This is a genomic window from Vallitalea pronyensis (assembly GCF_018141445.1).
In the GTDB taxonomy this organism is placed as follows: Bacteria; Bacillota; Clostridia; order Lachnospirales; family Vallitaleaceae; genus Vallitalea; species Vallitalea pronyensis.
Genome location: NZ_CP058649.1, coordinates 3936638 through 3949524, shown reverse-complemented (window position 1 = coordinate 3949524; position 12887 = coordinate 3936638). Strand labels below are relative to the sequence as shown.

18 protein-coding genes are annotated in these 12887 nt (G+C 35.0%); 17 read left to right on the top strand and 1 reads right to left on the bottom strand.

The window, feature by feature from the left end; genetic code table 11:
• Positions 1 to 263: 263 nt before the first annotated feature.
• From HZI73_RS16680 to efp, 11 genes are all read left to right on the top strand, one after another.
• Complete coding sequence (locus HZI73_RS16680; RefSeq protein ID WP_212694512.1) at positions 264 to 428, top strand: hypothetical protein; 165 nt, start codon at positions 264 to 266, stop codon at positions 426 to 428.
• Positions 429 to 553: 125 nt separating this feature from the next.
• On the top strand, positions 554 to 1240 hold the full coding sequence (locus tag HZI73_RS16675) for a hypothetical protein (RefSeq protein ID WP_212694511.1): 687 nt from the start codon (positions 554 to 556) through the stop codon (positions 1238 to 1240).
• 185 nt (positions 1241 to 1425) lie between these two features.
• Entirely contained in the window at positions 1426 to 1890 is a 465-nt protein-coding gene (locus tag HZI73_RS16670; protein ID WP_212694510.1) for a hypothetical protein, read from the top strand.
• 24 nt (positions 1891 to 1914) lie between these two features.
• Positions 1915 to 2478 carry a cysteine hydrolase family protein gene (locus HZI73_RS16665; protein WP_212694509.1) on the top strand — a complete coding sequence of 188 codons (564 nt, stop codon included), beginning with the start codon at positions 1915 to 1917 and terminating at the stop codon, positions 2476 to 2478.
• Positions 2479 to 2505: 27 nt separating this feature from the next.
• A complete protein-coding gene (locus tag HZI73_RS16660) occupies positions 2506 to 2967 on the top strand; it encodes a type II secretion system protein (protein ID WP_212694508.1) in 462 nt (153 codons plus the stop codon).
• Positions 2968 to 3131: 164 nt separating this feature from the next.
• The gene (locus HZI73_RS16655; RefSeq protein ID WP_212694507.1) at positions 3132 to 3650 is read left to right on the top strand and encodes a YqeG family HAD IIIA-type phosphatase; all 519 of its coding nucleotides are present in this window, start codon (positions 3132 to 3134) and stop codon (positions 3648 to 3650) included.
• The gene (aroE, locus tag HZI73_RS16650; RefSeq protein WP_212694506.1) at positions 3634 to 4497 is read left to right on the top strand and encodes a shikimate dehydrogenase; all 864 of its coding nucleotides are present in this window, start codon (positions 3634 to 3636) and stop codon (positions 4495 to 4497) included. Before HZI73_RS16655 ends, aroE begins: the two co-directional genes overlap by 17 nt.
• A gap of 12 nt (positions 4498 to 4509) precedes the next feature.
• A complete protein-coding gene (locus tag HZI73_RS16645) occupies positions 4510 to 5013 on the top strand; it encodes a shikimate kinase (protein ID WP_212694505.1) in 504 nt (167 codons plus the stop codon).
• 17 nt (positions 5014 to 5030) lie between these two features.
• Complete coding sequence (gene aroQ, locus HZI73_RS16640) at positions 5031 to 5462, top strand: type II 3-dehydroquinate dehydratase (RefSeq protein ID WP_212694504.1); 432 nt, start codon at positions 5031 to 5033, stop codon at positions 5460 to 5462.
• Between the two features lie 103 nt (positions 5463 to 5565).
• The gene (locus HZI73_RS16635; protein WP_212694503.1) at positions 5566 to 6642 is read left to right on the top strand and encodes a M24 family metallopeptidase; all 1077 of its coding nucleotides are present in this window, start codon (positions 5566 to 5568) and stop codon (positions 6640 to 6642) included.
• 97 nt (positions 6643 to 6739) lie between these two features.
• On the top strand, positions 6740 to 7297 hold the full coding sequence (gene efp, locus HZI73_RS16630) for an elongation factor P (RefSeq protein ID WP_212694502.1): 558 nt from the start codon (positions 6740 to 6742) through the stop codon (positions 7295 to 7297).
• 105 nt (positions 7298 to 7402) lie between these two features.
• Here the strand turns inward: efp and HZI73_RS16625 are convergent, their stop codons facing one another.
• Complete coding sequence (locus HZI73_RS16625; protein ID WP_212694501.1) at positions 7403 to 8527, bottom strand: YibE/F family protein; 1125 nt, start codon at positions 8525 to 8527, stop codon at positions 7403 to 7405.
• A 175-nt stretch (positions 8528 to 8702) separates the two neighbouring features.
• Here HZI73_RS16625 and spoIIIAA point away from each other — a divergent pair, with 175 nt between their 5' ends.
• From spoIIIAA to HZI73_RS16595, 6 genes are all read left to right on the top strand, one after another.
• Positions 8703 to 9674, top strand: a complete 972-nt coding sequence (spoIIIAA, locus tag HZI73_RS16620) for a stage III sporulation protein AA (protein WP_212694500.1) — start codon at positions 8703 to 8705, stop codon at positions 9672 to 9674.
• An 11-nt stretch (positions 9675 to 9685) separates the two neighbouring features.
• Positions 9686 to 10207 (top strand): stage III sporulation protein AB, encoded by a 522-nt coding sequence (locus HZI73_RS16615; protein ID WP_212694499.1) that lies wholly within the window; start codon positions 9686 to 9688, stop codon positions 10205 to 10207.
• A 44-nt stretch (positions 10208 to 10251) separates the two neighbouring features.
• Positions 10252 to 10446: a stage III sporulation protein AC gene (spoIIIAC, locus tag HZI73_RS16610; protein WP_212694498.1), complete on the top strand. Its 195-nt coding sequence runs from the start codon at positions 10252 to 10254 to the stop codon at positions 10444 to 10446.
• Positions 10447 to 10464: 18 nt separating this feature from the next.
• Positions 10465 to 10854 carry a stage III sporulation protein AD gene (gene spoIIIAD, locus HZI73_RS16605; protein WP_212694497.1) on the top strand — a complete coding sequence of 130 codons (390 nt, stop codon included), beginning with the start codon at positions 10465 to 10467 and terminating at the stop codon, positions 10852 to 10854.
• A 109-nt stretch (positions 10855 to 10963) separates the two neighbouring features.
• Positions 10964 to 12118, top strand: coding sequence for a stage III sporulation protein AE (locus tag HZI73_RS16600; protein WP_212694496.1), 1155 nt, complete (start codon positions 10964 to 10966; stop codon positions 12116 to 12118).
• A 95-nt stretch (positions 12119 to 12213) separates the two neighbouring features.
• The gene (locus HZI73_RS16595) at positions 12214 to 12837 is read left to right on the top strand and encodes a stage III sporulation protein AF (protein WP_212694495.1); all 624 of its coding nucleotides are present in this window, start codon (positions 12214 to 12216) and stop codon (positions 12835 to 12837) included.
• Positions 12838 to 12887 lie beyond the last annotated feature (50 nt).

The window sequence follows — 12887 nt, the reverse complement described above, 5'->3', positions numbered from 1 at the left end:
TACCTCTTTTCTCGCACCATAAGTCTTATGATGTTATCCATAAATCATCTATTATTATGCCATAAGATTATCTGTTTTTAAATAGTTAATGCAAAATTTTAAGATTGGAAACTATTTTAAAGTTAGTTAGTACCTTTTATGTTTGCAACATATACTTGGTCCTATAATAAAATAACCATGTTGGTATGAGGTATCATCTGTTCTTTAGGAATGATACATGGGAAAGTAGGCATAGAATAGTATAAAATAAAAGGATGAGGTATATGATGGGTAAAAAGAACAAGGCAATCAATATTCAATTTGTTTTCCCGGAAGGAAAAGAGGTAGAGACAAAAGAAGAGATGATTCAAGTATTAAAAGAAAGTTACTTAAGGGCTGTTGCTAAAGGCAAGAAGAAGCAAGAAAATAAAAAGGCTAATGATACATGACATAGGATGGGGTACTATTCATTGACGGATAATATCTAATCTCTTATAATGAACTGTATGAACATTAAATCATCTTAGAAAATCTCATGAGGAAATTCATGTTTGATTCATAAGGGGGATCATTAATGGATTATACGATAATACTAATAGTTTTAGTTATAATAGGGTGGATTATATGGATATGGAAGAATCCAAAAACCTGGTTTTTTAGAATTCCTTTTTGGGGTATACTTATAGCACTTTTAAGTAATTATGTCATAACATATACAGATTCAACACAGGATGTGATGATGATTGTTATCTATACGATGATTGCACTAGGCACTGCATTTGGATTGGATTACATCATCAAACGGAAAAACATCACATGGCGATATATATCCATGGTGGTTGTTTTTCCATTAGTTTTAGGTTATTTGTATCTCATAAGTCGCTATTTCTTAATGGCAATGGGCTATCAGATGCTCTTATATTTTGCAGTAGGTTACGTATTTATGGCCATAAAAGAGAAGAATAGCATGTATGCAGCATGCGGTTTAATGGGTGTGGTTATAGCGATTATACTTTTTTTAATATTGGATGAGCCTTTTAGTGGCGTGGCGAAACAAGAACGTGTCGTGAAACAATATATGATAGAAGTGGAAGGCTATCAAGAAGATGATATTCTATACATGACAACACTGACTTCTTATCCCAGAGACAGCAAAAAAAAGACTGTTTTTGTAAAAACGAAACAGTCAGGACCAGGATCACTTATGTATGAATATGCCTCAGGGAATGTCATTGATGTCATTGAGTCCAACGTGGATTAGTGGGGTTAGAGCAAGGCTACCATAATTTGACACAATACCCATAATATTATACAATGATGCAGTAGGATAAGGTCTAAAAAGGTGAGACTCGATTTAACATCATGGGTAAAACACAACAACCATCAAATAATATACTTATCAGGGATATTAAGGGATTTGTTTGGTTTTAAAGGAGGAGAAAGCGGTTGATAAAAAGGATAGTTATACTATGTATGACCATTATCATGTTAACGGCTTGTACGAAGGGTACAGAAAGCAAAAATACAGATGAAGGAAAATATAAAACTTTATATGAAGAATTGTTAGCACAACAACCACCTACAATCGAGCGTATAACCATAGAGGATGCAGCAGGTAATGTGATTGTTCAAGATGAATCAGGTTGGTATGCTATATCAAATAATACTAAAATGATTGCAAAAGTTAAAGGGTCTGCAACAGAAGCAGAGGTCTATTTTGTGCCTAGTGGTACAGAGACAGGAAAGTATCAGCAATTAATTGCTTCAAGTGTTGTAGAAGGTGACCAAGTGCAGTTTACGTTTACCACGGATCAATTTACAGATGGGTTGGGCTATTTATGGATGGTTATCTATCATGAGGACTTAGGTAGAAAATCCGATGAACTACGCCTGATTATTTCTGAAGAATAGTCATACGATGAGGAGGTTATGTGTATGAAAAAAGGTTATTTATTAATTGATTATATCTTTGATTTTATTGATGACCAAGGTGTTTTATCTTTGGGACAGAGAGGTCAAGCCATAGCTTCCAATATTTTAAAGGTCATTCATAAAGCAAAAGACGATCAAGATGCGCTGTTTATTTGCAGCGATAATCATGAGGAAGAGGTCTATGCGCTATCCCCTGAGGCCAATTTGTTTCCACTTCATTGTTGTGAAGATGGGCATTGCTTGGTGCTGGATGAGACAGCTTTTGAACAGGCCAAACCAGACATGACATTTTCCATAGATAAACATATGTATTCAAGTTTTAATGGAACTAGATTAGAATTACTACTAAGACAATTAGATATTAAAGAAGTCATTATTATGGGCGTATGTACAGATATATGTGTTTTACATACGGCTATTGATGCTTATAATCGTGGGTTTAAGCTTGTTATATTAAGTGACTGCTGTTGTGGATTGACAGATGAAGGTCATGCCTTTGCACTGAACCATTTTAAACATACTCTTGGTGCAGAAGTAATGACCAGTGATACGTGGTTAGCAAGATAATCAGCATGATACTGGAGGACGTAATAGATGAAAAATTTTAAGGATTTTTGGTCGAATGATGAGGGGTTCTCTTATGTAGAAGTAATCATTATATGCGTGTTAATAGCAGTCATATTGTTTTTGACAATTCCTAGTCAGATTAAGAAGATGAACGAGGCAAAGTGGGAAATAGACAGGAATCATGCCAATATTATAGGCAACGCTATCAATAATCTTTTAATCACAGATGAATCCTTTAGAGACTATACGGTTGAGCGGTTAAATCTTAATGAAGATCCACCAAGCCATACCATGGATCGGACATTTTTATCATCCGTAAAACAAGAACTTAAGCTATTTCATATTGAGCGTATACCAAAGGTAAGCTATAAAAAAGGTACATACAAGTATTTCAGTGTTACAGTAACGGAAAGTAACGTGTATGTCTATGTAGATAGTGGTGGGGATAAGGTGCTACAACTTTATCCAACGGATGCAGTAACCAATTGAGAAATAAGGGGGAACACACCCCTTTTCTTTTTTGTCTTATAAGATCGCTTGTTTTACGTATGCTAAAAAGGAAAAACCTTGTATTGTAACCCTTTAATTGATATAATCATAATGATATGATGCCTAATATATAAGCTGGTATCAAATAATGCAAAGGTGAGATTATGCTAAAAAGATTATTTCCATCCATATATGTGAATTCTATTTACGACATTAAGTTTGAGGAACTCTATAATGAAGGGTATCGTGGCATTATATTTGATATCGATAATACCCTTGTTTCATACGATACAAAGCATCCAGATGAACGTATTGTAACACTTATGGAGATGTTAAAAGGTGTTGGTTTTAATGTAGCTTTGGTTTCCAATAACAATCGTATACGTGTACAAACCTTCAATGAAAAATTGCAGTTAAAGGCTTATCATAAAGCATTAAAACCCATGACGCGGAAAATTAAAATAGCCATGCAGGCTATTAGCACAGATAGGTCCAATACGATTTTAGTTGGTGATCAGATATTTACAGATATTTATGGTGGAAATCGTTTGGGACTAAAAACCATTCTGGTTATACCCATATCTGAAAAAGAAGAATGGATAACAAAAATCAAACGCAACACAGAGAAGAAAATAATAAAAGCTTATTTAAAGAGGGTAAATAAAAATGCAGCAAAACATTAATGGAAAAACCCAAGTACTCGGTGTCATTGGGAATCCAATTGAACACACCATATCACCAATTATCCATAATACACTAGCCAAGTTACTCCAGATGAACTTAGTCTATGTACCTTTTAAAGTGGAACAAAATGGTCTTGATAAAGCCATTGAAGGGGCAAAAGCTTTGGGTATTGTTGGCCTTAATGTAACAGTACCCCACAAGGAAAAAGTCATAGCCACTTTATATGATATAAACCCTTTAGCCAAGCAGATAGGTGCAGTGAATACCTTAAAACTTACTGAAAAAGGTTATGTTGGCTATAATACAGATGCAGATGGTCTATTTAGATCCCTTAACAAGCATGCTATTAGACTAAGAGGCAGTGATATTGTTATTATAGGTGCTGGTGGAGCGGCAAGAGCTGTTGCTATGTTATGTGCTAGGGAAAAGGCCAATAAAATAACCATTATGAATAGGACACTAGCGAAAGCTAAGGAACTTGCACATCAAGTTAGGCAACATTATCAGACACAAGTAGAAGTCATAGGCTTTCAAGAGACAGAAGGGATAGATACCTTTGATGTAGCCATTCAAACAACACCTATTGGCATGTTTCCTAATATACGTGATAATCCCATGACTGACGATAGCTTTTATGACAAATTTCATACTGCTGTAGACTTAATATACAATCCCGGAAAGACTGCATTCTTAAAAAAAGCTGAAGAAAAAGGCATCCAGATTTTAAACGGCTTCGAAATGTTGCTTTATCAAGGTATTAAAGCATACGAGATATGGCATAATCTAGAAATATCCGATAATGCACTGGAAGAGGTCATTGGACAAATTAAGCATCAAAATGGATAAAGGAGTGTGTCAATGATTGATAATATTTTATTGATAGGATTTATGGGAAGTGGTAAATCAACTGTTGGGAAAGAGCTGTCAAAAGCTTTGGATTGTAAATTTATTGATATGGATTATGAAATCGAACATAAAGAAAATCGAAGCATATGCGATATATTCAATACAGATGGTGAAGATCATTTTAGAAAACTGGAAACACATTATTTACAATCCTTGTTAAAGACGGATAATGCCATTATTTCAACAGGCGGCGGCGTGGTGTTAAAAGAAGGAAATCGAAAACTATTAAAGGCAATAGGAAAGGTTATTTTCCTGCATGCAGATGTAGAACATATTGTTAAAAATGTAAAAGATGATACGACAAGACCCCTGTTACAATCGGATGATTATATGAAGACGATCACAGATATGTTGGAATCACGTGAAGATAAATATCTGAGTTCAGCAGACATTATTATACAAACATCTGGAAAAAGTGTGGCCTGTATCGTAGATGAAATCATGACGTTATTATAGAATTTTGAGGTATATATATGAAGAAAATAGTTGTCATTAATGGACCGAATTTGAATTTCTTAGGTATCCGTGAAAAAAGTGTTTATGGACAAAAAAATTATAAGGATCTCGTAAAAATGATTGAGCATAAAGCCCAAGAGAAACAGGTTGCTATAGACGTTTATCAGTCCAATCATGAAGGGCATATTATTGACCGTATTCAACAGTGTTACGAGGACCAAGTAGATGCTATTATTATTAATCCTGGGGCTTATACCCACTATAGCTACGCTATTCGGGATGCTATAGCTTCTGTCAATATTAAAACGATAGAAGTACATATTTCCAATATTTACGAACGAGAACCTTTTCGCCATGTATCTGTTATTAAACCTGTTTGCTGCAAACAAATATACGGCAAAGGGTTAGAGGGCTATTTATTAGCCATTGATGATGCCATGTGCTTATAAAGGTTCTTATTATTGTGATATTATCATATAAGATAAGAAATAACCAGATATATATAAGATATAAAGAGGGTATAACCATACCTTAAAAGAAGGAGAAAGTGATATGAAAAGATTAGAAAAGTTGTTAGACAAACTAAGTACCATGGGTTTAGATGCTGTGATCATCCATGGAGAGTATAACCGAAGATATTTAAGCGGCTTTACAGGTTCCAATGCCTATCTATACATATCGAAGAAACATACCAAGTTATTAACTGATTTTCGCTACATTGAACAAGCAACAGGACAGTGCCCAGACTTTGAAGTGGTAGATTATTTAAAAGGTGGCGTTACATTAAATGACACCTTGAATAAAACCATTGAAGCAGATGGTGTAAAAATCATTGGATTTGAAGACAGTGTTCTAACCTATAAAGCCTATCAAACATTTCAACATGGATTGGATGGTGTTGAACTTAAGCCAATAGGTGATATGGTTGAGCAGATACGTATGATTAAAGATTCGGGAGAGTTAGAAGCCATAAAAAAGGCAGCTTCCATTGGTGATAAAGCTTTTTCACATATTTTGACATACATCAAACCCGGTGTAACTGAAATTGAAGTTGCACTAGAACTTGAGCGTTTTATGAAGCAAAATGGTGCCAGTAAATTATCCTTTGACTCCATTGTTGCCTCAGGCACACATTCTTCCTTACCTCATGCAAGACCAACAGACAAAGAAATTGCAGTAGGTGATTTTGTAACCCTTGATTATGGTTGTGTGTATCAAGGTTATTGTTCGGATATGACCAGAACAATTTTTGTTGGTAAAGCAAGTGATCAACAAAAAGAAATCTATAACACAGTTCTTGAGGCGCAATTAAAATCCCTTGAAGCTCTAAAAGAAGGCTGTGTAGGTAAAGAAGTGGATAAGGTGGCAAGAGATATTATTACAGATAAAGGTTACGGCGATTATTTTGGCCATGGTCTAGGACACAGTGTTGGTTTATTTATACACGAAGAACCACGTCTTTCGCCAAAAGATGATAGCGTGTTTACAGAAAATATGGTTGTAACCGTTGAACCAGGTATCTATGTTCCTGATTTTGGTGGTGTTCGCATTGAAGATCTTGTATGCGTCACAAAAGAGGGTATTATTAATTTCAATACTTCGTCAAAAGAGTTAATTGAGCTGGTATAACCCAAAGCAGAAATATCCATAATAAATAATAAAACTATTGAAAAAATACCATTATTAGTTTACACTATAGAAGATAAAAGTTAGGGAGGAAATAGATATGGTATCAGCTGGAGATTTTAGAAACGGTTTAACGATTAAATATGAAAATCAAATCTACGTGATTCTTGAGTTCCAACATGTTAAACCAGGTAAAGGCGCTGCTTTTGTAAGAACAAAAATCAAAAATTTAAAAACAGGTTCAGTTGTTGAAAAAACATTTAGACCAAATGAAAAAATGCCAAAAGCGCATATCGAAAGAAAAGATATGCAATATTTATATAATGATGGAGAACTCTATCACTTCATGGATGTGGAAACATATGATCAGATTGCCATTAATAAAGATCAGATTGGTGATACATTAAAATTTGTAAAGGAAAATGATATGGTTAAAATCCTTAGTCATGAAGGTGCTGTATTCGGTATTGAGCCACCTCTATTTGCTGAATTAGACATTATTCATACAGAGCCTGGTGTAAAAGGTGATACAGCTACTGGTGCGACTAAGCCAGCAGAGGTTGAAACTGGCGCTAGTGTTAACGTACCTTTATTTGTTAATATTGGTGATAAAATTAAAATCGACACACGAACAGGTGAATATCTGTCTAGAGTTTAAAAATAGTTATTATTAAATAAAAAATAGTTAAAACAACCCGTTTATTCCTAGAATGTAACGGGTTTTTGTATTGTATACAGTAGCAAAAACTTAATAAAACGAAGTTTATAACAACCGTCCATTCATACGTCTTCTATTAAAGTTCGTCTCTTTCTTACATAAAGAGATAAATGCAATGGAGGTAAGAGGAATACTAAGAACTAAACCAATGCTACCACACAGTGCTCGCAAGATTTCACCGGCTACATGATCAGAGTTGATAAACTGTACAAATGAGCGGTCATATAAAAAGAAGACAAGAATCATACTGATGGAATTACCAGCGTAAGCAAGAATTAGGGTATTGGACATGGTGCCCATAATGTCTTTTCCAATGTGCATACCTGAACGAAGCAACTGTTTCTTTGTAATCCGTGGGTAATTTCTTTGAATCTCATCCATAGATGAAGCTATGGACATGCTCACATCCATGATGGCACCTAATGCGCCAATGATGATGGCTGCATATAACAAGTCTCTAAAATTCAATTTACAGCCTTTAGGAAAATAGGACAAGAGTTCCACATTGTCATCACCAATCCCTTGAATATGGGTTAATGCCCCAAACCAAAACGTTAATATACCCGCTGTGACTACACCGCCTATGGTGCCAATAATGGCAGCCAAGGTTTTTTTATTGTAACCACCAATAAACGTTAAGGTTACCAGTGTTGCTACAACACTAATGATGCTTACCACGACGATGGGGTTAATGGACTTAAGAATAAGGGGAAAGAACACAAATAAAATCAAGCATACACTTATGGTAAGGCTGATAATGGAATAAAAACCATTTTTACCACCTATAAGTATCAGTACTCCCATGAATAATAGGAGTAAGTAAAGTAAGTATTTATCTCGACCATAAGAGTAGATGCGTCCATTTTCCAGCTTATTATTGACTTCATTCACCACAATGATCACATCATCACCAGGTTTTACAATAATTTTATAAATCGTTGCAATATTAATGGTATTTTCCACTTCTAACTCACCTGACATCTGAGGCTCTGTTAATTCTACCATGACTTTTTGATAACGCATGTAATTTTCCTCATCAACTGTATCCGATAGGATGGATGTTACCCGAGCATGGATATATTTCCAATTACGAATGCCATCATCTGAGGCTGCCAGACCCCTAGTCCCTATGATTAACATAAATATAATGCATACGTATATTTTTCTCATGTGAAAATCTCCCATCCTATAGCTAAAATAAATCAGTTACTGATACAGCTTATTCATTTTAGGACAAGATTATGATTAAGATTATGTCCCTAATATCATGGTCTATTTAGGCAAAATTTATTGCATAATTCATCATGGACAATCATATATTGTTTTAAAGAAAGGTGGACAAGAGATGAAGAAAGAATCCATTGAAAAGATATTACCAGCCCCTTTAAGAGACTGGTTCCAAACAATGAAAAAGAGAGACATTAAAGGCTTACAGGAAATTCGATTAAGAGTAGGTAAGCCAGTCATTATCTATATGCATAACCAAGAATATTATGTGTCTGAAAATGAACTTGTATCATGGGGAAAAAACCGGTACGTGGTAACCGATAAAGATATAAAAGAAACCATGGAATTCATTAGTAATTACTCCTTATACGCCTTTGAAGATGAAGTTCGTCATGGGTATATCACCATAGAAGGTGGGCATCGTGTCGGTTTATCAGGGAAAGTAATCGTTGAAAACCGTCAGGTAAAAACCATTAAATACATATCCTGCATTAACATTCGCATATCCCATGAAATCAAAGGGTGTTCAGACAGCATTATGACTTACTTATTTGAGGACCATCAAGTGCTTCATACCCTTATCATTTCACCGCCAAAATGTGGTAAGACCACTTTATTAAGAGATATTATTCGACAACTATCCAATGGTTACGAAGACCAAGAAGGCATCACTGTTGGTGTAGTGGATGAACGTTCAGAATTAGGTGGTTGTTATCGGGGTGTTCCTCAAAACGATATTGGTATGCGGACGGATATTCTGGATGGCTGCCCTAAAACAGAAGGTATGTTGATGTTAATTCGCTCTATGTCACCTGCTGTTATTGCTGTGGATGAAATAGGGAGTAGTGAAGACATCGACGCCATTGATTTTGTCATGAACGCTGGCAGTAAAATCATCTGTACCGTTCATGGTGCTAATGTAAATGAAGTCAAGGACAAACCTATCTTGGGTAAGCTCATGGATAAAGGTGTGATTGAACGTTTCATTGTATTAGAGAATAAGAATGGCATTGGCGATATGAAGAAAGTTTATGATAAGCAATATAAATTAATTGGTATGGTTGTAGAACCTACAACAAACAAGCACTAGGAGGTATGTCCATGTTTGCTAAAATATTAGGCTCATCCTTAATTTTACTATCATCATCCTTTCTAGGCTTTTACTATAGTAAAGGTTTTCAAAGAAGGATTGATGATCTTAGGGTACTAAAAAAGGCACTCATTTTATTAAGAGGTGAAGTGAACTATGCATTGTCGCCTATGCCAGAAGCCTTAGAGAACGTCAGTGAACGTTTTGATCATGAAATCGCTCATTTTTTTAAATCCATAGCTGATGAACTGAATCTTAACCAAGGGAAAACGCTGACACAAGTATGGAAAAAACATGCCGTAGAGGTTCTTGAGAAGACATATCTGAACGGATTGGACATTAAGAATCTCATCATGTTTAGTGAAAATATTGGTTACTTAGATAAAGAGATGCAAAACAACAACATACACCTCTTATTGGAGCAATTAGATGAAGAGATAAAAACAGCTATAGAGAATGATGCAAAGTACAATAAGCTGTATCGGAGTTTAGGTGTATTGGCTGGTATATTTATTATAGTTGTTATGTTGTAAAGGTTTAATAAATCAAAATACCTGTGTTTGAGAGGAGGCGCTACATGGATATAAACATCGTTTTTAAAATAGCAGCAGTTGGTATTGTTGTTGCTGTATTAAATCAATTATTAAAGAAAGCTGGAAAAGATGAACAAGCCATGTTAACAACCTTGGCAGGTTTAGTCGTTGTACTCTATTGGATCGTAGAGTACATTAATAAATTGTTCAATACAATTCAGACATTATTTCAGTTATAGGATGAAGGGAATGTTTGTATGGAGGTTGTACAAGTTGTTATTATTGGAATCGTATCATCCATATTAATCGTTGTATTAAAAAAGAATAATGCAGAATTCGGTATATACATAGGTATTGCTGCCAGTGTTGTCATTTTTTTTATCATACTGGATAAGCTTGGTGTGATTCTGGACTTGCTGTCTACGCTCACCAATCTCATCAATGTCAGTGATATATACCTTAAGATTTTACTGCAAATTATAGGCATCGGATTCATTACAGAGTTTGGTGCCCAGTTATGTAACGATGCTGGGCAAAAAGCCATAGCCAGTAAAATTGAAATGGTAGGCAAAATCATGATATTAGTAATCTCCATGCCCGTTATTTTGTCTATTGTTAATCTGATAACAGATATATTAATATTCTAGTAAACGTCGTTATGCTGTCATAACGCATTAATATGATCATGTTTACTTTATTAGAAAGATTAAGTTAAACGTAACAAGATAAAAAAGGTTTAATAGAGGGGACATAAGGATGAAAATAATAAAAGGGTTCATAGGCATGATGATCGTGGGCTACCTATTGACAATACATACATATGCCTCCGACATAGACCAAGTGATATCTGCACAAGAAAAAGTGATCGCTTATGATGATATTCAGCATACAATGGACGAGCTTTTAAGAGACAGTCAAGTGACGATTGATTTTAGAGAAACCCTCCATCAGATTATAAAAGGCGAATTAGCCATGGACGCTAATGAGCTCCTTGAAATTTTAATGAAAAGTATCTTTAATGAAGTAAAGGTGAATTTCCACCTTATTGTACAACTCATAGCCATTGCTTTAGTAGCTGCCATCTTCACGAATTTCACCAATGCATTTAAGCAGCAGTATGTTGGTGATGTGGGTTATTTTGTGGTGTTTTTACTCATGTCAACCATTATCATGAAGTCCTACCAGATATTAAGTCAGGTAACAGTTGATGTGCTAATTAGCCTTCAGAATTTTATTCGTACGTTAATGCCCAGCCTTTTTGCAGCGGCTACATTATCAGGGAATTATACATCGTCTTTGCTGTTTAGCCAGATTATACTTGTTATTATTAGTATTGTGGATAACATCATCATTCGATATGTGATTCCTTTTGTGTATATCATCATTGTATTAGAGATTATTAATAGTATTACTGAAGAAAGCATTCTATCAAAGATGGTAGAACTATTCAAAAGTATTGTAAGTATGAGTATCAAAGTGTTAATGATTATCTTCGTTGGTGCTTTGACCATGCAGAGCTTTACCACCCCAGTGATTGATGGTATTGCTAATAAATCGGTGAAAGTTGCCGTATCAGCCATACCTTTTGTAGGGGCTACCCTTAGTGGTGTTGCAGACACGGTCCTTGGGTGTGCGGTGCTCATTAAAAATGGTATTGGCGTGGTAGCCCTTATTGTCATTGTCATCATATGTCTGATACCCATTATTAAAATTGTCATCGTGACTTTGTTATATAAGTTTGCTGCTGCCATTATTCAACCGATATCTGATAAACGTTTAGTCACCTGCTTATCCAGTGTAGGTGATGTGTGTTTTATACTCCTTGGGATTGTGGTCATCACAGCCTTTTTATTTATCATAGCCATAACCATTACGTTGAGTGCAACGAATGTGGCAGCCTATATGCGTTAACCATTTTGTTATATACGTTATCAAGAAACTATATATTTTAGACACCTGTAGTCGTGATTATATGGATTTACTGAAAACATGATGGGGATGAAAAGATGGACGTTATTTATAGTGTGATTAAGAGTGTTGTAATTTTTTTACTACTCACTAAAATTTTAGAGCTCCTTATGCCCGACGGCAACATGAAAAAGTACATGCGTTTGTTTTCGGGTATTGTTTTGATGCTTATTATGTTAGGTCCCATTATTAAGTATAGTGGATTATTGCCACACATGAATTTTGAAATTATAAAGAAGGAGTTTGAAATCAGTTCAATGGGAGAGGGTATCGATTATGGGGATTATGCGACATTACGTGAAGACATGACCCTTAACATTTATAAAGATAAACTGGCAAAACATATAGAGTCTTTACTCATAAGTGATGATATTCACGTCAAAAAGACCCGTGTTCTTGTAGAAGAAGATACTCAGAGTGACACATATGGCATGATTAAAGAAGTGTATTTGACAATAGGACAAGAAAAAGCAGATGAACATGTGGAAAAAAGCCATGTGGATATTGTAAAAATAGATAGAGTAGCCATTGGTGAGCAACAATCAGAGATGACGGTTAAATCAGCTGATGCTATTATGATGGAAAAAAAAATAAAAAAAATAATGAAAAACTTCTATAATTTGTCCTCGGATAATATACATATAACTATAGAGACATGTTAACAGGTTTAATGGTCAAAATGAACACTAAATCAAAGGATATAGTGTACAAC

What these genes read in the sequence shown, in the direction of transcription:
- spoIIIAD (WP_212694497.1), top strand. Translation starts at nt 10,465, where the DNA reads ATGGAGGTTGTACAAGTTGTTATTATTGGAATCGTATCATCCATATTA.
- spoIIIAA (WP_212694500.1), top strand. Translation starts at nt 8,703, where the DNA reads ATGAAGAAAGAATCCATTGAAAAGATATTACCAGCCCCTTTAAGAGAC.
- HZI73_RS16675 (WP_212694511.1), top strand. Translation starts at nt 554, where the DNA reads ATGGATTATACGATAATACTAATAGTTTTAGTTATAATAGGGTGGATT.
- aroQ (WP_212694504.1), top strand. Translation starts at nt 5,031, where the DNA reads ATGAAGAAAATAGTTGTCATTAATGGACCGAATTTGAATTTCTTAGGT.
- aroE (WP_212694506.1), top strand. Translation starts at nt 3,634, where the DNA reads ATGCAGCAAAACATTAATGGAAAAACCCAAGTACTCGGTGTCATTGGG.
- HZI73_RS16645 (WP_212694505.1), top strand. Translation starts at nt 4,510, where the DNA reads ATGATTGATAATATTTTATTGATAGGATTTATGGGAAGTGGTAAATCA.
- HZI73_RS16600 (WP_212694496.1), top strand. Translation starts at nt 10,964, where the DNA reads ATGAAAATAATAAAAGGGTTCATAGGCATGATGATCGTGGGCTACCTA.
- HZI73_RS16595 (WP_212694495.1), top strand. Translation starts at nt 12,214, where the DNA reads ATGGACGTTATTTATAGTGTGATTAAGAGTGTTGTAATTTTTTTACTA.
- HZI73_RS16615 (WP_212694499.1), top strand. Translation starts at nt 9,686, where the DNA reads ATGTTTGCTAAAATATTAGGCTCATCCTTAATTTTACTATCATCATCC.
- HZI73_RS16680 (WP_212694512.1), top strand. Translation starts at nt 264, where the DNA reads ATGATGGGTAAAAAGAACAAGGCAATCAATATTCAATTTGTTTTCCCG.
- HZI73_RS16660 (WP_212694508.1), top strand. Translation starts at nt 2,506, where the DNA reads ATGAAAAATTTTAAGGATTTTTGGTCGAATGATGAGGGGTTCTCTTAT.
- efp (WP_212694502.1), top strand. Translation starts at nt 6,740, where the DNA reads ATGGTATCAGCTGGAGATTTTAGAAACGGTTTAACGATTAAATATGAA.
- HZI73_RS16655 (WP_212694507.1), top strand. Translation starts at nt 3,132, where the DNA reads ATGCTAAAAAGATTATTTCCATCCATATATGTGAATTCTATTTACGAC.
- spoIIIAC (WP_212694498.1), top strand. Translation starts at nt 10,252, where the DNA reads ATGGATATAAACATCGTTTTTAAAATAGCAGCAGTTGGTATTGTTGTT.
- HZI73_RS16635 (WP_212694503.1), top strand. Translation starts at nt 5,566, where the DNA reads ATGAAAAGATTAGAAAAGTTGTTAGACAAACTAAGTACCATGGGTTTA.
- HZI73_RS16625 (WP_212694501.1), bottom strand. Translation starts at nt 8,527, where the DNA reads ATGAGAAAAATATACGTATGCATTATATTTATGTTAATCATAGGGACT.
- HZI73_RS16665 (WP_212694509.1), top strand. Translation starts at nt 1,915, where the DNA reads ATGAAAAAAGGTTATTTATTAATTGATTATATCTTTGATTTTATTGAT.